Raw genomic sequence first — 18238 nt, 5'->3', positions numbered from 1 at the left:
CGCCGCTTTTAGAGCATAAGAGGCCGGAACGGAATCCGACTTTGGAGCGCCCGGCATGAAAGTCACCGCCATCTGCATCGGCCAGGCCGGGAAACTACCCGGCAAATCCGCGAAAACCGGCATTCGCAAGGCAGAGGTCACGGCGGCGGTGCTGGTCGACCGGCACGGGCTCGTCGGCGATTCGATCTGTAACCGCAAGCATCACGGCGGCCCCGACCAGGCCGTCTATGGCCTCGGCTCGGTGGATCTCTCCGCCTGGGAGGCGGAACTCGGCATGACGCTGCCGCCCGGCACCTTTGGTGAAAACCTGATCATCGAGGGGGTGGATAGCCGCAGCATCCGCGTCGGAGACCGTTTCGAGACGGCGGAGGTTCTGCTGGAGGTGACGGCGACGCGCACGCCCTGTTCCACGCTGTCCGAGCGCATGGGGGATCCGCATTTTGCCCGGCGTTTCAATGCGGTGGCGCGCCCCGGCTTCTATTGCCGCGTGCTGCGGCAGGGCCTGTTGCAGGCGGGCGATGCGGTGACCTGTCAGCCCTTTGCCGGGCCGTCGGTCACCATGCCGGAACTGCTGCATCTTCGCCCGGGACGGCTCTCGGACGAGGACCGCAGCCGCTACCTTTCCTTGCCGATCGGCGAGCGGCTGCGCGCGCTGATCGCCGGATGATGGCCGGCGCGCAGGCCGAAGCGCGCGCGGGCTTGCAATCTCAGAGGGCCTCGAACCGGCTCAGAACGGCAGCTTCATGCCGGGCGGTAGCGGCAGGCCGGCCGTCAGCGCCGCCATCTTTTCCTGCGCCTGGGCTTCGCTCTTGTCCTTGGCGTCCTTGTGGGCGGCGACGATCAGGTCTTCGAGGATTTCCACCTCGTCTTCCTTGAACAGCGACGGGTCGATCTTCAGGCCGCGCAACTCGCCCTTGCCACTCAGGATCACCGTCACCAGGCCACCGCCGGCCTTGCCTTCGACCTCAAGCGCGGCAATTTCCTGCTGCGCCTTCTCCATCTTGGCCTGCATTTCCTTGACCTTGCCCATCATGCCCATGATGTCGCGCATCGGGTCGCTCCTTCGTCTCGTCGTGTCGGGTGTCAGAATTCGATGTCGTCGCCGGGCAGGATGTCGCCCTCGTCCGTCTCGATGGTGGCCGGTGGCTTGATCTCCTCGGCCTCGTCCTCCTCGGTGACGCGGATGCGCACGTCGGTGATGCGGGCGCCCGGAAACTGGGCGAGGATGGCGGCGACGTCGGGATCGGCGCGGGCATCGGTGAGGCGCGCCTCGCGGGCTTCGCTTTCCACCTCGGCGAGCGTCGGCGAACCCTTCTCACGGCTGAGAATCACCATCCAGCGGGTTTCGGTCCATTCCTCCAGCCGGCGCTGCAGGTCGCCGACAATGCTTTTCGGCGCATCCGGCGGCAGGTTGATCTCCAGCCGGCCGGGATCGATGCGGACCAGCCGCACGAAGCTGCGCAGCAGGGCCTTCAGCTTCGGATCGCGGTTCTTGGCGCAGAGATCGGCAATGTCGGCGAGCGAGGTGACCGGAACTTTTGGCGCCGGAGCTGCGGTCGGAGCGGCCTGTGGTGCCGCACGTTCTTCCGTACGACCGAGCGTCATTGGCTGCGGCGTGGAGGGAACGGCGGCGAGCATGGTGGTCGGCCCACCCGAAGCGCCATTGGCGGCCATGCGCGGCGCGGGCGCACCGCTCTCCGGTCCCCGCGCCGTCACCGGCGGAGCACCAAGGCTGGCGCGGGCGCCGCCATTGCCGGATGCCGGGGCCAAGGCGCCGGCCTCGCCACCGCCGTTCAGCAGGTCGGCGACGCGACGCGCGGCATCTTCCGGCGAGGGCAGGTGGGCGGCATGGGTGAGGCGGATCAGCACCATCTCGGCGGCCCCCGCTGCACGGGCGGCGTTCTCGGCTTCCGGAATGCCCTTCAGCAGCATCTGCCACATGCGCGACAGCGTGGTGACCGCGACCGTTGCGGCAAACTCGGCACCGCGCACGCGCTCGACCTCGCTCAGCGACGGGTCGTCGCCGGCCTCGGGGATGTATTTTATCCGGGTGACGAGATGGGTGAAGTCGGCGAGATCGGTCAGGACGACGACCGGATTGGCCCCGGCCTCGTATTGCGCAGCAAATTCCTGCAGCGCCGCCGTTACGTCGCCTCTCACCACATGTTCGAACAGATCGACGATGCGGGCGCGGTCGGCAAGGCCCAGCATGCCGCGCACGGTCTCCACCTGAACGGCACCGCCGCCATGGGCGATTGCCTGGTCGAGCAGCGACAGACCGTCACGGGCGGAGCCTTCGGCAGCGCGTGCGACCATCGCCAGCGCTTCCGCTTCGAAGCCGATGCCTTCCTTGCCGAGGATGGCGGAAAACAGGCCGACCAGATCGGCGGCGCTGATGCGGCGCAGATCGAAACGCTGGCAGCGCGACAGCACCGTGATCGGGACTTTGCGGATTTCGGTGGTGGCGAAGATGAACTTCACATGCTCCGGCGGCTCTTCCAGCGTCTTCAGGAGGCCGTTGAAGGCCTGCGTCGAGAGCATGTGCACTTCGTCGATGATATAGACCTTGTAGCGCGCCGAAACCGGACGGTAGCGCACCTGCTCGATGATCTCGCGGATGTCGTCGATGCCGGTATGCGAGGCGGCGTCCATCTCGATCACGTCGACATGGCGGCCTTCCATGATCGCCTGACAGTGTTCGCCGGGAATCCGCAGGTCGATGGTCGGACGGTCGATCTCGGGGGTCTTGTAGTTCAGCGCGCGGGCGAGAATGCGGGCGGTGGTCGTCTTGCCCACGCCGCGCACGCCGGTCAGCATGTAGGCCTGCGCGATGCGACCCGTCTCGAAGGCATTGGTGAGGGTGCGGACCATCGGCTCCTGGCCGACCATCAGGTCCGAGAAATCCTTGGGCCGGTACTTGCGCGCCAGAACCCGGTAGCCCGTGCCACCCGTCGATGTCGTGTCCGAAACTGTCAGCCCGGTGTCGCTCATCAAGTCCCGCGAGCCTCAATCGGCTATGGCAGCCTTTGGCCAGCCTTGCGGCCGGACCGGAAGCTGACCATCGAAGAATAGAAGGTGGGAGGCTGGCACGGCGACCCGTGCCTGGCTCGTTAGGGCTGCTTCCTTCCGGACCTGACCCGGTTGGCGAGTGGCTCGTCCACCACCAACCTCCCGAGGGGACATATCGTCGTTTCCCGCAGCAAAAGCAAGCCAAGCCTTCAAAAAACTGCTAGCAAGACGAAAAACTTCGGAGGACACCTTGAGCCCTTTTGTACTGGATGACCGGCTGGAACGGGATTCCGAATTCGTCACCGCGCTTGGTCTGTGCCAGCTGCGCCTGTTGAAGGACAGCCGCTGGCCCTGGCTGATGCTGGTGCCGCAGCGCGCCGGCAAGACCGAGATCTTCGAACTGACGCCGCTCGATCAGGCGATGCTGACTTTCGAGGCCAATCTGGTCGCCGGGGCGCTGAAGCAGGTGACGGGTGCGAAAAAGATCAATGTCGGCGCGCTCGGCAATATCGTCAGCCAGCTGCATGTGCATGTGGTGGCGCGCCACGAGGGCGATCCGAACTGGCCCGGCCCGATCTGGGGTTTTGGCACGGCCGTTCCGTACGACAATGACCGCAAGCATGCCTTCCTCACCGCGCTGAACGAGGCGATCGGATCATGACCCTCTCCCTTTTTGAAACGGATGCGCCGCATCCGGAAGCAAGCCGCCTGACTGCCTTTTCCGGCAACCGGCTGGATCGCGGCGCCGAACACCGTACGGAAGATTGCCTGGATCAGGCGCTTGCCCATGAGGGCGCGCATATTCTCGTGCTCGCCGACGGCAAGCTGGTTCTGAAGCATGACGACCAGGTGCTGGATGCGCTGTTTGCCCGGCACGAGGTGGCGGGCCTGCATCCCGACCGGGACACGCTGATCCTGCTCGGTTACCGGCAGAATGGCGAGCCGCGGCTTGCCGTCAGCCTGACGACGCCGGCGGAAGACCTCGAAAAGCAGTTCAAGATCACCGATGCCCGCTCGGCCTTCCGCGACGCTCTGCTGGACGAGGAAACGCTCGGCGAGGTGGCGCAGGCGCTCAGCCTGACCCACTGGAATGCAGCCAACCGCTTCTGCGGCAAGTGCGGCACCAGGACGGATAGCCAGTTCGGCGGCTACAAGCGCAGCTGTCCCGCCTGCGGCCACATGATGTTTCCGCGCACCGATCCGGTCGTCATCATGCTGACGGTGGATGTGGCGGGCGATCGCGTCCTCCTCGGTCGCGGCCACCATTTCGCGCCGGGCATGTATTCCACGCTTGCCGGCTTCGTGGAGCCGGGCGAGACGATCGAGGATGCCGTGCGGCGGGAAACGCTGGAAGAATCCGGCATCGAGACCGGCCGGGTGCGCTATCACGCCTCCCAGCCCTGGCCCATGCCGCATTCGCTGATGATCGGTTGCTATGCGGAGGCGCTGTCGGCCGACATCCGCCGTGACGAGCAGGAGCTGGCCGATTGCCGCTGGTTCAGCCGCACCGAAGTGGCGGCCATGCTGGAGGCGGATCCGGCCGGCGAAGGCCCGTTCTCGCCGCCGCGCGGGGCCATTGCCCACCGGCTGATGCGTGACTGGGTGGAGTGGAGCCGCAGGGACTGACGACCGGTCACTGCGGCGTGGCGTCCGAACCTGCTGTGAGAGCGGCCCTGCGCCGGCGCGTGAAGGTGTGCACCGCAAGCGAGACGCCGGCGATCTGCAGTGCTGCTCCGATTGCCTCCGCCGCCGTTGGCCCGCGGGCGTCGAGGGTCAGGCCGAAGATCAGGCCGAACACGGTTTCGGCGACGATCAGCTGGGCGGTCAGCGCAAGCGGCAGCCGTCTGGAGGCAAAGCTCCAGCACCAGGTGGCAAGCCAGGAGGCGGTCATGCCGAGCACCACGGCCCAGCCGAGGAAGCGCAGCAGATCCTCCGTCGTGGCGGTCTGATAGGTGTTCGAGGCCATCGGGATCAGCACCAGCGAGCCGGCCAGTGCGCCAAGCCCGTGCAGGTTGGTCCAGTCGATGGTGCCGGGCGGTTCGGCTGCGCGCATGATCCGGGCATTGACGATGCCGTAGAGCACCCACACCAGGAGGGCGGCAATGGCGCAGCCGGCGCCGGCCAGCATCATCCGCTGGCCTTGGAGATCGAGTTTCGCCACCAGTTCGACATTCACGACGCCAATGCCGGCGGCGATCATCAGCAGCGGGAGCGCCAGCCGTCGCCACTCGATGGTCTTGTCCATCAGGTTGGCGATCGCCGGCAGGATCACCGGCATGATGCCGATGATCAGCGGTGGCACGACCGGGCCTGCCAGAAGAACCGCCTGCGAGGCCAGTACGAAATAGCCGACATAGCCGATGATGCCGAGCATCATGCCGGTTGCGATCCGCCGGCCGCTGACGCCCTTCAGGCGAAAGCGCGGATGCAGCATGGTCAGTGCACAGGTCAGGCCGAAAACGCCGTAGCGGGCAATGGTGATGTCGAACAGGCTGAACGGATGCACCAGCCGCGCCGCAACGAAGGTCAGGCCCCAGAGGGCGCAGGTCAGCAGGCCTGCCAGAATTCCAAGAAACATGTGATCTCCTTCGCCGCGACAGGCGCAAGCCGACAAGGCCACGCCGGTGGCCGGCAAGAACGGTGCCGGTCCATGACGATCTCACCCCTCTGGCCCGCCGTGCGGCCGTCGGGATGTCAGGCGCCGTTCAGGGCGCGGCGCATCGGGTGACCGAGATAGGTGCCGAGAATGCGGACCTTTTCGGAAAAGAAGCGCAGTTCCTCCAGCGCCCGGCGGACCGGCGCATCGTCGGGATGTCCTTCGATATCCGCGTAGAACTGCGTCGCGACGAATTTGCCGCCGATCTGGTAGCTTTCCAGCTTCGTCATGTTGATGCCATTGGTCGCAAAGCCGCCGAGCGCCTTGTAGAGGGCGGCCGGAATGTTGCGCACGTTGAAGACGAAGGTGGTGACGATCAGGTCCTTGTCGCTCTGCCGTTTCACCCAGGCTTCATCGCGCGACAGCACGACGAAGCGCGTGACATTGCTTTCGGAATCCTCGACATTTTCCTGCAGGATCTCCAGCCCGTAGAGCCCGGCCGCCAGTCGCGGCGCCAGGGCGGCCATGGAACGGTCGCCGCGTTCGGCCACCAGCTTGGCGGCACCGGCGGTGTCGCCGGCCACGACGCCCTTCCAGCCGTTCGAGCGGATGATCTTGCGGCATTGGCCGAGCGCATGGATATGGCTGTGCACGGTGCGGATCTCGTCGCGGGTCACACCCGGCAGCACCATCAGCTGGAAGCGGATCGGCATGAAATATTCGCCGATGATATGCAGCCGCGATTCGGGCAGCAGATGGTGGATATCCGCCACGCGGCCGGCCAGCGTATTCTCGATCGGGATCATCGCCAGATCCGCCTCGCCGCTTTCCAGCGCCGTGAAGGCATCCTCGAAGGTGGGGCAGGGCAGCGGCTCCATGCTCGGGAACATGTCGCGGCAGGCCATGTCGGAGTTTGCGCCGAAATCGCCCTGGAAGGCGATGCGATTGGTCTTGGAAACCATGGGAATGTCCATCAGAGGGAACGGCTGGCGAGGATCGCGCGCGCCTTTTCGAGGTCGGCCGGAGTATCGACGCCGAGCGGAACGGAGTCAACGATCTCCACGTCGATGCGCATGCCCGCCTCCAGCGCACGCAGCTGCTCCAGCTTCTCGCGCTGTTCGAGCACGGAGGGCCCGAGCGAGACGAAGCGTTCCAGCGCCCGGCGGCGATAGGTGTAGAGGCCGATATGGTGGTAGAGCGGGCCTTCGCCATAGGGCGCCGTGGCGCGGGTGAAATAGAGCGCGCGCAGCCGCGAGGGGGTGAGCGGCGAGCCGACCACCTTGACAATATGCGGCAGCACCTTGTCTTCCTCGTTGTCGATCTCGACGGTCAGCGTGGCGATGTCGACGGCGGGATCCTGCATCGGGCGCAGCGAAGCCATCACGGCCTCCGGCTCGATGGTCGGCAGGTCGCCCTGCACGTTGATGATGAATTCTGCCTGGCCGTCGGGATCGGCGCTGAGCACCGCCTCGTGGATGCGGTCGGAACCGGACTGGTGATCGTCCCGTGTCATGACAACCTCGAAACCGGCAGCGTTGACGGCGTCAAAGACGCGCTGGTCGTCGACGGCAACGATCACGCGGCCGACATTGGCCTCGCGGGCGCGTCGGGCAACCTGGACGATCATCGGCGCGCCGCCGATATCGGCCAGCGGCTTGCCGGGCAGGCGGGTGGAAGCCATGCGCGCCGGGATGAGCACGAGCGTTTTGTCGAAATCCGGATTGCGCATCAAAGTCCTTCCGTGAGCGCCGAGGATGGCAAAAGGTAGCAGGGGCAGCTCACTGATTCAGGTTGCACCAGTGTCGCAAAAGACATAGCTTTCAAGGGATTTCAAGGTGGGACGCCTGCGATTCCAGCAGGTGGGAAGGAGCTTTTTTCGAATGAACGCCTATACGAACATGGCTGTGGGGGCCCTGCTCAGTACCGTCTTCGTGATGATGTCCGTGTCGATCGCATCCGAGGGTCTGTTCCATTCGCCAGCGCCGGCAACGCCGGGCTTTGCCATTGCGGCTGCGGAAGCGCCGGCCGCAGGCGGCGGCGAGGCGGCACCGGCTGCTGCTGCCGTGCCGATCGCGCAGCTCCTGGCCAAGGCCGATCCGGTGGCCGGCGCCAATTCCTTCAAGAAGTGTGCGAGCTGTCATTCGGCCGAACCGAGCAGTCCCAACAAGGTCGGTCCAGGCCTGTGGAACGTCGTCAATCGGCCGATCGCTTCGCATGAGGGCTTCAGCTATTCCGCTGCCATCAAGGACTTTTCCAAGGGCGGTTCGGTGGTCTGGGACTATGAGCATCTCAACCACTTCCTGGCGGCTCCGAAGGCCTATATCTCCGGCACGGCCATGGGCTTTGCGGGCCTCAAGAAGGATGACGAGCGCGCCAACGTGATCGCCTATCTGCGCTCGCTCTCGGAAAAGCCTGCCCCGCTGCCGGACCCGGCGGCTCCGGCCACCAACTGAGCCAAGCGCTCCTGCCTCTTGCTGTCGTCAGGGCCCGGTCACGCCGGGCCTTTCCTTTTGGACAAGGGGAAGTATGGTCTGGCCCGCCTGCGACGCATCGGTGATCAACTGAGAAGCCAGGCCCAGAAGCTCACCGAAACCACGCCGAAAATGGTGGTGATGCTGATGACGGAGGCGGCGAGGCTTTGACCCGAGCGGAAGCGTGTGGCGATGATCCAGGCATTGATGCCCGTTGGCACCGAGGAGGTCAGCACCATGGCGGAGGTCCAGGCATGCGACAGCCCGAGCAGATGGGCGAAGCCGTAGACCGAGGCCGGCAGGAGGATGAGCTTCAGCAGCGCCATGACGGTGGCGAGTGACAGGTTGCCGTGCACCGGATATTTGCGCAGCGTCATGCCGAGCGAGATCAGGGCCGCCGCCGCCGTCACCGCAGCGATCTGGTCCACCACGTTCTTGATGACCACGGGCAAGGCGCCAAGGCCGGACAGATTGAAGGCGACGCCGAGCGCCAGTGCAATCACCAGCGGGTTGCGGCTCAGATTGGTGCCGACCTGGCGCAACACCGCCAGAAGACTGCGTCGCCCGCCGCCATCCACCCTGGCGCTCGCATGTTCCATCAGGATCGTCCCGATCACCATCATCAGCGGCAGATGGATGGCCAGCAGGATGGAGATGGCCACGATGCCGTCGGTGCCGACCGAACGCCCCACCAGCGGCAGCCCGATGAAGACATTGTTGGCGAAGGCGGAAGACATGCCGGCGATGACACCGATCTTCTCGTCACGCCCGAACAGGCGCCGGGCCATCAGGTGGCCGACCGTCCAGGTCACGGCGACGCCGGCGAAATAGGCGATCCAGAGGCGAAAGGGCGAGGCTCCCTCGAAATGCGCTTCCGCCAGCGTGCGGAAAATCAGCGTCGGCAGGGCGATCTTGAACACGAATTCCGCCAGCGCATCACCGCTTTCCTCGCGCATCAGGCCGGTGCGGGCAACGATCCAGCCGATCAGGATCAGCAGGAAGACGGGAGCGACATTGGTAAAGACGGCTGACACGGGGGAGGGCTTTCACGGACGGGAGTCCGATGTAGCGCATTCGCGTGCGGGGGACAAACCCGTGATGGCGCGCGGCATCAAAAACACGAAAGCGGGCGTAAAGCCCGCTTCGACCCCTTCCGGGGTTCGAAACCGCGTCCGCCAGTTCATCCGTGGTCCGGGCCGCGATCCGATGATGATTTATCCCGCCTTCGTGACGCCCGCATGACGAGCATCAAGCCACGCGCGCTTTTTCCTTTCCTTCAACTCTGGAAGTTATATGAGGAAGAGAAGGCACCACCCTGCGGAGATTGAGGCTGAATGAGCAAGTTCGACGTCCTGACCATCGGTAACGCCATCGTTGACATCCTGTCGCGATGCGAGGACCGGTTTCTTGAAGAGAACGGCATCATCAAGGGGGCCATGAACCTCATCGATGCGGAACGTGCGCAACTGCTCTACAGCCTGATGGGTCCCGCGCACGAAGCCTCCGGCGGCAGCGCCGGCAACACCGCCGCCGGTGTCGCAAGCTTCGGCGCAAAGGCCGCCTATTTCGGCAAGGTTGCGGAGGACGAACTCGGCAAGATCTTCCAGCACGATATCCGCGCCCAGGGCGTGCACTACCAGACCCGGCCCGACGGCACCTTCCCGCCGACTGCCCGCTCGATGATCTTCGTCACGCCGGATGGCGAGCGCTCGATGAACACCTATCTTGGCGCCTGCGTCGATCTTGGGCCGGAACATGTCGAGGCCGAGGTGGTGGCCGAGGCTAAAGTCACCTATTTCGAAGGTTATCTGTGGGATCCGCCGCGCGCCAAGGAAGCCATCCGCGAATGCGCGCGCATTGCCCATGCGCATGGCCGCGAAACCTCGATGACCCTGTCGGATTCCTTCTGTGTCGACCGCTATCGCGGCGAATTTCTCGATCTCATGCGTTCGGGCACGGTGGATATCGTGTTCGCCAACCGGCACGAGGCGCTGTCGCTCTATGAAACCGACGATTTCGAACTGGCGCTGCGCAGCCTTGCGGCCGACTGCAAGCTGGCGGCGGTGACGCTGAGCGAAGACGGCGCCATCATCCTCAGAGGCGAGGAGCGCTACAAGGTCGATGCCATCGCGGTCGAGAAGGTGCTGGATACGACCGGCGCCGGCGATCTGTTCGCTGCCGGCTTCCTGACCGGCTATACGGCCGGCAAGCCGCTCGATGTCTGCGGCAGGCTCGGCTGCCTGGCGGCCGGTATCGTGATCCAGCATTTCGGCCCACGGCCGATGGTGTCGCTGAAGGATGCGGCCGTGGAAGCCGGCCTTCTCTGACGTCAGAGACTTTCCGTGTCAGTTCGGGCCGTGATCCGTCACGGTCTTGTTGCCCGGTGGCGCGCCTCAAGCGGATCAGGGGACTTACTTGAAGGCTTCGCCGGGATAGGCGCCCCAGATTTCCGATTGCGGAACCCAGCCTTCCATCGAACCGGCGATGGCGAGGCACCAGTCGCCGGTGCATTGTTTCAGGCGCATGATCACGCCCGGCTCGAGCTTGGCGACCACCTGGGCCGTGGTCTGGGCCTCACGGCGCATGTTGACGAACACCTGCTGTCCCTTGTCGCGCATCCATGGTGCTGCAAGCGCCGTGCGCTCGCCGGACAGCAACGCCTGGTTCACCCAGCCTTCGGTTCCATCCGCGTCGCGGACACGCCGCCAGTTTTCGTATTCCTGGATGATTTCCATCGGAAGCCCCTCCTTGAGGTACATCCAGGACACGGCATAATCGGTGCTGGGGCCGACGCGAATGTTGACGCGGCGGGATTTCAGGCTGACGAAGCGCGGCAGCGGCAGGCCGCTTGCGCCCTTGGCCGTCTGCGCCATGGCCGGTGCGGTGTCAACGAAGGCGGCAAGCGACGTCCCGACGAGCGCAATCGCGCCGGCAAGGCATGAAATTCGAATGAAACGTCGCATATGCCTTCTCTCGATGCTCATCGGCCGGAGCAGCCGGGACCTCGCGCATGCCGGGGCAAACGCAGCGCGCGAGGTTTTGTTTGTCTTCGCCGACGGGTCTGGTAGAAAACGCCTGATCCGCCGAATGTCGCCGATCTCGGTTAACGAGATCTGAACAAGCTTCCGAAGGACGACCATGACCGCCAGGAAAAAGCCCAAGGTTTACATCACCCGCAAGCTGCCGGACGCGGTCGAGACACGGATGCGTGAACTTTTCGAAGCGGAACTCAACATAGACGATGTGCCGCGCAGCCCCGAGCAACTTCTGGCGGCGGTGAAGACGGCCGATGTGCTGGTGCCGACCGTGACGGATCGAATCGATTCGGCGCTGATCGAGGCGGCGGGTCCGCAGCTGAAGCTGATCGCCAGCTTTTCCAACGGGGTCGATCATATCGATGTGGATGCGGCAGCCCGGCGCGGCATCACTGTCACCAACACGCCGAACGTGCTGACGGAAGACACCGCCGACATGACCATGGTGCTGATCTTTGCCGTCCTGCGCCGCCTGATCGAGGGATCGCGGGTGCTGACGGAGGATCCCGGCAGCTGGGCCGGCTGGTCACCCACCTGGATGCTTGGCCGGCGCATCGGCGGCAAGCGCATCGGCATTGTCGGCATGGGCCGCATCGGCACTGCCGTTGCCCGCCGCGCCAAGGCTTTCGGCCTGTCGATCCATTACCACAACCGCAAGCGGGTCAACCCCGCAACCGAGGAAGAGCTGGAGGCGACCTACTGGGACAGCCTCGACCAGATGCTGGCGCGGGTCGATATCGTCTCCGTCAACTGCCCCTCGACGCCCGCAACCTTCCATCTTCTCTCCGCCCGCCGGCTGGCGCTGATGCAGCCGTCGAGCATCATCGTCAACACGGCGCGCGGCGACATCATCGACGAGGCGGCCCTCATCCAGCTTCTGAAGGATGGCCGCATTGCCGGCGCCGGCCTCGACGTGTTCTCCAACGAGCCGCTCGTCAATCCGAAGCTGCTGAAGCTCGCGCAGGAAGGCAAGGCAGTGCTTCTGCCGCACATGGGCTCGGCCACCGTCGAGGGCCGCATCGACATGGGCGACAAGGTGATCATCAACATCCGTACCTTCTTTGACGGCCACCGCCCGCCGAACCGCGTGCTGCCAAGTCGTCTCTGACCGTTCCCGCCCTCCGCCGCGCTGACGCTTGATGGATCCGCCCCGCCATGGGGCTGTATCGCCTTCACGCGGCCTTGATCGCGGAAGCCAGATTGGAATCGATCCAGTTTGCAAGATGCTCCGTAGACCCCGTTGAAAAGACGGAAAGGAGGCACCCGATGAAGAAGGGTTTGCTCTCAGTCATGATGGGGCTTTCGATGCTGACATTGACGCAGGCGGCGGATGCGGCGGATCTGGCGCTGGAGCGCTATTTTGAGGGCAAGACGCGCGCAACGGGTTCGTTCAGCGCGATCAATGGCGTCAAGCGGGAGTTCAAGGTGGATCTGACCGGCCGCTGGGACGGCAAGACGCTGGTCTTGCGCGAGGATTTCGTTTTCTCCGACGGCGAGAAGGACCGCAAGACCTGGCGCTTCACCAAGACAGGTCCCGGCCGCTATACCGGCACCCGCGAGGACGTGATCGGTACCACCGAGGTGGTGATCGAGGGCAAGGTTGCGAAGTTCAACTACCTCGTCAACCTCGGCACCGAGGCCAAGCCGAACAAAGTGCGTTTCTACGACACCATGGAACTGGAACCGGACGGAACACTCGTCAACACCGCCTGGGTCACGAAGTACCTGCTGCCGGTCGCCAGGACCAAGGTGATCTTCAGCCGTTGACGGCCTCGGGCCGTCGTTGCTCCGCGGGCGTGGCCAGCATTTTCTGCATCTCGATGAAGGTGATCCGGTCGAAGCCGGGATGCGATTTCTCGGCCGTGCGGACAAAACCCCAGGCGGAAAACGTCGCATGGTTCTGGACCAGTTCGATGCGGGTCTCGAGGCGAAGCCTGGACAAATTGTGGCGCCGCGCTTCCTCTTCCGCCGCCTGCAGCAGGCGGCGACCAACGCCCTTGCCCTGCAGATGCGGCAGGACGGCCAGCTTGCCGACATAGAGGCAATCCGGCGCTTCCGGCTTCAGGAAGAGGCAGCCAACCGGAATGCCGTCTTCAAGTGCCAGATGACAGATTTCGACACGCGCCTTTTCGGCCAGACTTTCCGGTGTCAGCCGGTGGGCAGACGAAGGCGGGTCGATCACGCCGTCCATGGAGGCAAAGGCGGTGCGGATCAGCGCCAGAAGGCCGGGCCAGTCGCTGAAATCCTCGGGGATGCGGGTAATCGTGATCATGATGCTGTCTTTTGTCTGCGTCTCTTGTAACGGATGGTATTGAAGCTTGCCGACAGCGCGTCATAGATCAGCAACCGGCCGGTCAGCGGTTCGCCGATCCCGACGATCAGCTTGATCGCCTCCATGGCCATCAGCGTGCCGATCACGCCGGTGAGCGCGCCGATGACGCCGGTTTCGGCGCAGGCGGGCACGAGCCCTTCCGGCGGGCGAGCGGGAAAGAGATCGCGATAGGTGGGATTCTGTTGTCCCTCGGCATCCGTCTCCCAGGGTTTCAGCACCGTCAGCGTGCCGTCGAAGCGGCCGACGGCGCCGGTCACCAGCGGTATCCTGGCGGCCTCCGCCGCATCGGCTGCGGCATAGCGCGTGTCGAAATTGTCCGAGCCGTCGATGATGAGGTCGAAGCGGCCGAGATGCAGGGCGGCGAAATCCGGTCCGAAACGCTCCTCGAAGGCGAGGGTGCGCACATGCGGATTGAGCCGCGCGATCGCCTCCCGCGCGCTCTGCGTCTTCAGTTCGCCGAGCGTGCCGGAATCATGGATCACCTGCCGCTGCAGGTTGGAGAGCGACACGCGGTCATCATCAACGATGCCGAGCGTGCCGACGCCGGCGGCTGCCAGATAGTGCAGCACGGGTGCGCCGAGCCCGCCTGCGCCGATCACCAGCACGCGGGCGCGCTTCAGCCTCTGCTGGCCTTCGCCGCCCACTTCCGGAAGCAGGATGTGCCGCTTGTAGCGTTCGATTTCATCGGGGCCGAGTGATTCCATGGACTGACCCTAGAACCAGTCAGGCGAAAGGGAAACCCGATTTTTCCATGCAGGCGGTCACGACAGGATGGCACCCTGATGCACGATGAAAAACTGCGCCCGCTCGCCCAGCGCCGAAAACATGGCGCGATCGGTGCCGGTCATGAAGGCCTGGCCGCCAAGCCCGTCGACCAGATCGAAGAGGGCGGCGCGGCGGCCCTCGTCCAGATGCGCGGCAATCTCGTCCAGCAGCAGCACCGGCGCATGGCCGGTCATGTCGGCGGTCAGCCGGGCATGGGCGAGAACGAGGCCAACCAGCAGCGCCTTCTGCTCGCCGGTCGAGCAGCGTTCGGCCTCCATGTCCTTTTCCCGGTGGCGCACGAGAAGATCGGCACGGTGCGGCCCGGTCAGCGTGCGGCCGGCGGCGGCATCGCGATGGCGGCTGTCGCGCAGGGCGGCGAGGAATTCCTCCTCCAGCTCGGCAAAGGGACGTCCCGCCTGATCGTCGAGGAAACCCGACAGCGCGAGGTCCGGCGAGGGGAAAGGGGTCGCACTGCTGCGGGCAATCAGGGCGGCGAGCAGGCCGAGCATTTCGCTGCGCGCCGCAGCCATGGCAATGCCGAGTTCGGCCATCTGCACTTCTATGCCGGACAGCCAGGCGGGATCGAAGCGACCTTCCGAGAGCAGCCGGTTGCGGCTGCGCATGGCGCGTTCGTAGTCTGCGGCACGACGGCCATGGGCCGGATCGAGCGATAGCACCAGCCGGTCAAGAAAGCGGCGGCGGTCGGACGAGGCGCCGGTAAACAGCCCGTCCATCGATGGCGTCAGCCACAATACGCTCAGATGGTCTGTCAGTTCCTCTACCGAGCGCGCCGGCGTGCCATTGAGGCGCAGGCGCCGGCTGGTGGCCTCCTCGCCGGTATCGATGCCTGTGCCGATCGACACCTCGCCCTCGCGGCCGGTGACCTCGGCAAAGACCGAAAAGCCGCCGCTTGCACCAACCCGCGTCACATCGGAAAGCACAGCGCGGCGCAGGCCGCGGCCGGGCGAGAGAAAGGACACCGCCTCCAGCAGATTGGTCTTGCCCGAGCCGTTGTCGCCGGTCAGTACCACATGCCGCGCGTCGAGCCGAAGCGAGGCCTCCGCATAATTGCGGAAGTCGGTCAGCGTCAGCCGGGTCAGGAAGGTCTTGTCAGCCATGATGCCTTGCGCGTTTCACGTGACAGGGAGCTAGACCGTCAGGCCGCTCAAGGCAAGTATTGCGGTCTTTCCTCATCCGTTTCGCCCGGTCTTTCGCCGCGCGGTGTGCCCTCCGGCTCCAAGCCCTGGTTCCCCGAAAATTCCATGGACGACATCGCTGCAAATCATGTTAGAACTTTCTCACGTTCATCGATCCGGGGGAGGACGGTCCATGAGCATGCCTGAGGAACTTACACCCGAAGAAGCCCGCGCAGACCACTGGCACATGCTGCGCTTCCTGGCAGGCAACGCCCTGTTTGGTTTCGCGCTCGGCCTGAGCATCGCCGGCGCCATGATTGCCTTTGATCTCGGTGGCCTCGGCTCGCGCATCGTGCGCTCGCAGCATCCCTGGCTCGTCTGCTTCATTCTTGCAACGCCCTTGGCCTTCACCTTTTCCGGCGCCGTCACCGCATCGGCTGTCATGCTGATGCCCTACAAGCGCAAGAAGGACCGAGGCTGAGGCCGGTCGAGCGGAAGGCGAGGGGGAACCCTGCTCTCGCCACGCGGTTTGAGGGGCAGATCTTTTCAGCCCATGGGCACTCAGCTAGGAGAGAGACCATGACCGAAAACATCCTGTCCGAAAACACCCTGTCCGATCTCGATCGCATCACCAAGCTCGAAGAAATCGTCGCCTATCAGGCGAAGACGATCGACGAGCTGTCCGAGCAGCTTGCCGAGCAATGGAAGGTGGTGGAGCAGACCCGCCTGAAGCTCGACCGTCTTACGGAGCGGTTCCTGTCGCTGGAGGAGGCCTCGCTCGAAGCGCCGGCCATCACCCGGCCGCCGCATTACTGATAGCAGCACCGCGATTCCGATGGGCTGCGGGGTGCTGCCGCATCAGCGTTTGCGCAGGCCCTGCGCGAACTGCCGCGCGGCGAGCCGCAGTTCGGAATCGGAGATAGCCAGGCGGTGCATCACCAGCCGCGCGATGGCAAAGCTTGCGATCTGTTCGCCGGCCATGTTGGCATCGACATCGTCGGCCAGCGTGCCGCGTGCCTTGTTGCGCGTGAGGATCTCGCCGATCCAGTGATAGCGCCCGGCGGTGTAGTCGCCCACCACACGCGCCGAGGCATCGTTCGACTGTGCCTCGGCCAGGATCGAGCGATAAATGGCGCCGGCCGGTGTGTCCCGCCAGTGGCCGATCAGGCCCTTCAGGAACAGAAAAATGTCCTCCTCCAGCGCGCCGGTGTCGGGCATCTTGAGGTCCGGCTTCTGCAGCTCGTAGATCGCCAGAAGCAGCGCGCCGCGCGAGGGCCACCAGCGATAGATCGTGGGCTTGCCCGCCCGCGCGCGCCGTGCCACCGCCTCGATGGAGAAGCCGGCCAGACCGGATTCCGTGATGATGTCGGTTGCCGCCTTCAGGATTGCATCGCGGCTTTCCGGGTTGCGCTGCGCGCCGATGGAGGTTCTGCGGGGATCTGACGTCATGCTGCTTCCTTGCCGCGACATTGCTCGTGTGAAGCGGCCGCTGCGGTTCTGCGTCTGGTAGCATGAAAAACCCCGTCGCGGAAAATCCCTTGCCTGGAAACGCCAATTTGAATAGATACGAAACGGCTCGTTTTTATTGGATGGATCCATGGCTCCGGAACAAACTTCTGCCAGAGGGCAGTCTTCGCATCCTGCTGTGCGGGTGGAAGAGCCACCGGCCGGTCTGCCGCAGGCCGTCGCCCATCCCCATCCCCATCCTCACATCCACCCCCATCACGATCATCTTCATCCGCAGGCGGATCACAGGCCTCTCCCTGCACCACGGACGGCACCGCATCGCCTGCGGCTCGCAATGGTCCTGATGCTCTGTGTCTATCCCGTGATCACCACGCTTCTCTACGTGCTGGTGCCGCTCACGGAGGGCTGGGCGACCTGGCATCGCACGCTGCTGATCACGCCGGTGATGGTGTTCAGCATCATCTTCGTCGTCACCCCGCTGATCCTGAAATATCTGCACTGGCTGGTCATTCCCCGCACCCGCCCGCGGTCCTGACGCTGTGCCGGGGAAGCCCGGCATTTGTCGCGCACAGGTTCCCGGGCCGATTGATATCGATCAGGACGGCCCCTTGTCGGACCTGCTAGGGACCGGCCGTGCCATATCGTCGAAAGGGTGGGGCGTGCTGAGTTTCTGTCTGTCCATACTGTTGCTTCTGGCGACACCCGGCCCCACCAACACGCTGATGGCGCTCGCCGGCTATCAGCACGGCTGGAAGAGGGCCGCGCCGCTGATCTCGGCGGAGCTGGCCGGCTATTTGCTGATCATCATCCCCGTTGCGACGCTTGCCGCGCCGCTGTTCGAACAATGGCCTGTGCTTGCTTTGTGGGCGAAGCTTGCGGCCGGCGTCTGGGTCTTTTTTCTGGCGATCAAGCTCTGGACCATTCAGCCACAGGCCGCAGGCGCGCGCCGGATCGACTGGCGGAGCGTCTTCGTTACCACCTGCCTCAATCCGAAGGCACTGATCATCGGCCTCGTGATCATGCCGCGCGGCGCGCTTGCTGCCCTGTTGCCCTGGCTTCTCATGTTTGCGCTGCTGGTGCTTAGCGCCGCCAGCGCCTGGATCCTCGGCGGCAGCCTGCTGCGGCGGGAGGGCGGATCGGCGCGCACCCACACCCTCATTCACCGCATCGCCGCCATCGGTCTGCTGCTGTTCGCCACGCTGCTCGCCGGCGCAGGGCTGAGGGCGGTCGCCTGACGATGGGCAAGGGTGGATACACAAACGCCGGCCCGAGGGCCGGCGTTGATGTGATTTGGATGGGGGGCGTTATGCAATTACCGCAGCCGGTTTGCGCCCCGGCCCTTCGCTTTGGCTCAGGGCGTTCGCTGCTCAAAACGTGCCACGGCGAAGTTTTGCCGGCTGCGCCGTCGCAACTGGCTTGCACCCCGG

23 protein-coding genes and 1 other RNA gene are annotated in these 18238 nt (G+C 64.8%); 12 read left to right on the top strand and 12 right to left on the bottom strand.

Translation table 11 applies throughout. From position 1 onward, the window contains the following. Positions 1-55: 55 nt before the first annotated feature. A complete protein-coding gene (locus tag F3H95_RS21725; RefSeq protein ID WP_149747534.1) occupies positions 56-667 on the top strand; it encodes an MOSC domain-containing protein in 612 nt (203 codons plus the stop codon). A 60-nt stretch (positions 668-727) separates the two neighbouring features. Here the strand turns inward: F3H95_RS21725 and F3H95_RS21720 are convergent, their stop codons facing one another. The 3 genes from F3H95_RS21720 to ffs form a co-directional block, all read right to left on the bottom strand. Further along, entirely contained in the window at positions 728-1051 is a 324-nt protein-coding gene (locus F3H95_RS21720; protein WP_143124249.1) for a YbaB/EbfC family nucleoid-associated protein, read from the bottom strand. 32 nt (positions 1052-1083) lie between these two features. Continuing rightward, on the bottom strand, positions 1084-2991 hold the full coding sequence (locus F3H95_RS21715; protein ID WP_149747533.1) for a DNA polymerase III subunit gamma/tau: 1908 nt from the start codon (positions 2989-2991) through the stop codon (positions 1084-1086). A gap of 84 nt (positions 2992-3075) precedes the next feature. Beyond that, positions 3076-3172: signal recognition particle sRNA small type (ffs, locus tag F3H95_RS21710), an RNA gene on the bottom strand. 87 nt (positions 3173-3259) lie between these two features. Between ffs and F3H95_RS21705 the strand changes: the two genes are divergently transcribed. Further along, positions 3260-3670 (top strand): HIT family protein, encoded by a 411-nt coding sequence (locus F3H95_RS21705; RefSeq protein ID WP_143124247.1) that lies wholly within the window; start codon positions 3260-3262, stop codon positions 3668-3670. Further along, the gene (gene nudC, locus F3H95_RS21700) at positions 3667-4635 is read left to right on the top strand and encodes an NAD(+) diphosphatase (protein WP_188134450.1); all 969 of its coding nucleotides are present in this window, start codon (positions 3667-3669) and stop codon (positions 4633-4635) included. The genes F3H95_RS21705 and nudC overlap by 4 nt, the downstream gene beginning before the upstream one ends. A 7-nt stretch (positions 4636-4642) precedes the next feature. Here nudC and F3H95_RS21695 read toward each other — a convergent pair whose 3' ends face one another. From F3H95_RS21695 to F3H95_RS21685, 3 genes are all read right to left on the bottom strand, one after another. Then, a complete protein-coding gene (locus F3H95_RS21695) occupies positions 4643-5587 on the bottom strand; it encodes a DMT family transporter (RefSeq protein WP_149747531.1) in 945 nt (314 codons plus the stop codon). A gap of 116 nt (positions 5588-5703) precedes the next feature. Continuing rightward, complete coding sequence (locus tag F3H95_RS21690; RefSeq protein WP_143124244.1) at positions 5704-6567, bottom strand: prephenate dehydratase; 864 nt, start codon at positions 6565-6567, stop codon at positions 5704-5706. Positions 6568-6578: 11 nt separating this feature from the next. Continuing rightward, positions 6579-7334, bottom strand: coding sequence for a 3-deoxy-manno-octulosonate cytidylyltransferase (locus tag F3H95_RS21685; RefSeq protein WP_143124243.1), 756 nt, complete (start codon positions 7332-7334; stop codon positions 6579-6581). Positions 7335-7485: 151 nt separating this feature from the next. On the opposite strand from F3H95_RS21685, the gene F3H95_RS21680 reads away from it, so the two are divergent. After that, complete coding sequence (locus tag F3H95_RS21680; protein ID WP_143124242.1) at positions 7486-8058, top strand: cytochrome c family protein; 573 nt, start codon at positions 7486-7488, stop codon at positions 8056-8058. A gap of 104 nt (positions 8059-8162) precedes the next feature. On the opposite strand, the gene F3H95_RS21675 is transcribed toward F3H95_RS21680, so the two are convergent. Beyond that, positions 8163-9110, bottom strand: coding sequence for an AEC family transporter (locus tag F3H95_RS21675; protein ID WP_149747530.1), 948 nt, complete (start codon positions 9108-9110; stop codon positions 8163-8165). Positions 9111-9174: 64 nt separating this feature from the next. Here F3H95_RS21675 and F3H95_RS27235 point away from each other — a divergent pair, with 64 nt between their 5' ends. Together F3H95_RS27235 and F3H95_RS21670 are read left to right on the top strand one after the other, a co-directional pair. Further along, complete coding sequence (locus F3H95_RS27235; protein ID WP_188134449.1) at positions 9175-9318, top strand: hypothetical protein; 144 nt, start codon at positions 9175-9177, stop codon at positions 9316-9318. A 92-nt stretch (positions 9319-9410) separates the two neighbouring features. Beyond that, positions 9411-10403 (top strand): adenosine kinase, encoded by a 993-nt coding sequence (locus F3H95_RS21670; RefSeq protein ID WP_143124240.1) that lies wholly within the window; start codon positions 9411-9413, stop codon positions 10401-10403. An 84-nt stretch (positions 10404-10487) separates the two neighbouring features. Here the strand turns inward: F3H95_RS21670 and F3H95_RS21665 are convergent, their stop codons facing one another. After that, complete coding sequence (locus tag F3H95_RS21665; RefSeq protein WP_143124239.1) at positions 10488-11039, bottom strand: SH3 domain-containing protein; 552 nt, start codon at positions 11037-11039, stop codon at positions 10488-10490. A 175-nt stretch (positions 11040-11214) separates the two neighbouring features. Here F3H95_RS21665 and F3H95_RS21660 point away from each other — a divergent pair, with 175 nt between their 5' ends. Together F3H95_RS21660 and F3H95_RS21655 are read left to right on the top strand one after the other, a co-directional pair. Then, positions 11215-12219, top strand: coding sequence for a D-glycerate dehydrogenase (locus F3H95_RS21660; protein ID WP_143124238.1), 1005 nt, complete (start codon positions 11215-11217; stop codon positions 12217-12219). 158 nt (positions 12220-12377) lie between these two features. Further along, the gene (locus F3H95_RS21655; RefSeq protein ID WP_149747529.1) at positions 12378-12878 is read left to right on the top strand and encodes a DUF3833 family protein; all 501 of its coding nucleotides are present in this window, start codon (positions 12378-12380) and stop codon (positions 12876-12878) included. Here the strand turns inward: F3H95_RS21655 and F3H95_RS21650 are convergent. The 3 genes from F3H95_RS21650 to recF are packed head-to-tail and all read right to left on the bottom strand — an operon-like array spanning position 12868 to position 15326. Next, positions 12868-13380 (bottom strand): GNAT family N-acetyltransferase, encoded by a 513-nt coding sequence (locus tag F3H95_RS21650; RefSeq protein ID WP_149747566.1) that lies wholly within the window; start codon positions 13378-13380, stop codon positions 12868-12870. The two genes, F3H95_RS21655 and F3H95_RS21650, sit on opposite strands and share 11 nt — an antisense overlap. Then, on the bottom strand, positions 13380-14147 hold the full coding sequence (locus tag F3H95_RS21645) for a molybdopterin-synthase adenylyltransferase MoeB (RefSeq protein WP_143126554.1): 768 nt from the start codon (positions 14145-14147) through the stop codon (positions 13380-13382). The genes F3H95_RS21650 and F3H95_RS21645 overlap by 1 nt, the downstream gene beginning before the upstream one ends. A gap of 57 nt (positions 14148-14204) precedes the next feature. Continuing rightward, a complete protein-coding gene (recF, locus tag F3H95_RS21640; protein WP_143126553.1) occupies positions 14205-15326 on the bottom strand; it encodes a DNA replication/repair protein RecF in 1122 nt (373 codons plus the stop codon). A gap of 211 nt (positions 15327-15537) precedes the next feature. Here recF and F3H95_RS21635 point away from each other — a divergent pair, with 211 nt between their 5' ends. Together F3H95_RS21635 and F3H95_RS21630 are read left to right on the top strand one after the other, a co-directional pair. Continuing rightward, on the top strand, positions 15538-15825 hold the full coding sequence (locus F3H95_RS21635; RefSeq protein WP_143126552.1) for a hypothetical protein: 288 nt from the start codon (positions 15538-15540) through the stop codon (positions 15823-15825). Positions 15826-15923: 98 nt separating this feature from the next. Then, entirely contained in the window at positions 15924-16160 is a 237-nt protein-coding gene (locus F3H95_RS21630) for a SlyX family protein (protein WP_149747528.1), read from the top strand. A gap of 42 nt (positions 16161-16202) precedes the next feature. Here F3H95_RS21630 and F3H95_RS21625 read toward each other — a convergent pair whose 3' ends face one another. Next, complete coding sequence (locus F3H95_RS21625) at positions 16203-16793, bottom strand: TetR/AcrR family transcriptional regulator (RefSeq protein WP_143126551.1); 591 nt, start codon at positions 16791-16793, stop codon at positions 16203-16205. A 352-nt stretch (positions 16794-17145) separates the two neighbouring features. On the opposite strand from F3H95_RS21625, the gene F3H95_RS21620 reads away from it, so the two are divergent. Then, positions 17146-17346 carry a hypothetical protein gene (locus F3H95_RS21620; protein WP_149747527.1) on the top strand — a complete coding sequence of 67 codons (201 nt, stop codon included), beginning with the start codon at positions 17146-17148 and terminating at the stop codon, positions 17344-17346. A 124-nt stretch (positions 17347-17470) separates the two neighbouring features. Further along, a complete protein-coding gene (locus F3H95_RS21615; RefSeq protein WP_149747526.1) occupies positions 17471-18046 on the top strand; it encodes a threonine transporter RhtB in 576 nt (191 codons plus the stop codon). Positions 18047-18238 lie beyond the last annotated feature (192 nt).

It is taken from the genome of Rhizobium sp. RU35A (assembly GCF_900156005.1).
Taxonomy (GTDB): Bacteria; Pseudomonadota; Alphaproteobacteria; order Rhizobiales; family Rhizobiaceae; genus Neorhizobium; species Neorhizobium straminoryzae.
The sequence above is the reverse complement of the archived record's forward strand: the minus strand, read 5'-3'. Positions and strand labels throughout refer to the sequence as shown.

Bases quoted from the DNA above. Each gene is read 5' to 3' on its own strand.
- F3H95_RS21725 (WP_149747534.1), top strand. From the start codon at position 56: ATGAAAGTCACCGCCATCTGCATCGGCCAGGCCGGGAAACTACCCGGC.
- F3H95_RS21720 (WP_143124249.1), bottom strand. From the start codon at position 1,051: ATGCGCGACATCATGGGCATGATGGGCAAGGTCAAGGAAATGCAGGCC.
- F3H95_RS21715 (WP_149747533.1), bottom strand. From the start codon at position 2,991: ATGAGCGACACCGGGCTGACAGTTTCGGACACGACATCGACGGGTGGC.
- nudC (WP_188134450.1), top strand. From the start codon at position 3,667: ATGACCCTCTCCCTTTTTGAAACGGATGCGCCGCATCCGGAAGCAAGC.
- F3H95_RS21695 (WP_149747531.1), bottom strand. From the start codon at position 5,587: ATGTTTCTTGGAATTCTGGCAGGCCTGCTGACCTGCGCCCTCTGGGGC.
- F3H95_RS21690 (WP_143124244.1), bottom strand. From the start codon at position 6,567: ATGGTTTCCAAGACCAATCGCATCGCCTTCCAGGGCGATTTCGGCGCA.
- F3H95_RS21685 (WP_143124243.1), bottom strand. From the start codon at position 7,334: ATGCGCAATCCGGATTTCGACAAAACGCTCGTGCTCATCCCGGCGCGC.
- F3H95_RS21680 (WP_143124242.1), top strand. From the start codon at position 7,486: ATGAACGCCTATACGAACATGGCTGTGGGGGCCCTGCTCAGTACCGTC.
- F3H95_RS27235 (WP_188134449.1), top strand. From the start codon at position 9,175: ATGGCGCGCGGCATCAAAAACACGAAAGCGGGCGTAAAGCCCGCTTCG.
- F3H95_RS21670 (WP_143124240.1), top strand. From the start codon at position 9,411: ATGAGCAAGTTCGACGTCCTGACCATCGGTAACGCCATCGTTGACATC.
- F3H95_RS21665 (WP_143124239.1), bottom strand. From the start codon at position 11,039: ATGCGACGTTTCATTCGAATTTCATGCCTTGCCGGCGCGATTGCGCTC.
- F3H95_RS21660 (WP_143124238.1), top strand. From the start codon at position 11,215: ATGACCGCCAGGAAAAAGCCCAAGGTTTACATCACCCGCAAGCTGCCG.
- F3H95_RS21655 (WP_149747529.1), top strand. From the start codon at position 12,378: ATGAAGAAGGGTTTGCTCTCAGTCATGATGGGGCTTTCGATGCTGACA.
- F3H95_RS21645 (WP_143126554.1), bottom strand. From the start codon at position 14,147: ATGGAATCACTCGGCCCCGATGAAATCGAACGCTACAAGCGGCACATC.
- recF (WP_143126553.1), bottom strand. From the start codon at position 15,326: ATGGCTGACAAGACCTTCCTGACCCGGCTGACGCTGACCGACTTCCGC.
- F3H95_RS21635 (WP_143126552.1), top strand. From the start codon at position 15,538: ATGAGCATGCCTGAGGAACTTACACCCGAAGAAGCCCGCGCAGACCAC.
- F3H95_RS21630 (WP_149747528.1), top strand. From the start codon at position 15,924: ATGACCGAAAACATCCTGTCCGAAAACACCCTGTCCGATCTCGATCGC.
- F3H95_RS21625 (WP_143126551.1), bottom strand. From the start codon at position 16,793: ATGACGTCAGATCCCCGCAGAACCTCCATCGGCGCGCAGCGCAACCCG.
- F3H95_RS21620 (WP_149747527.1), top strand. From the start codon at position 17,146: ATGGTCCTGATGCTCTGTGTCTATCCCGTGATCACCACGCTTCTCTAC.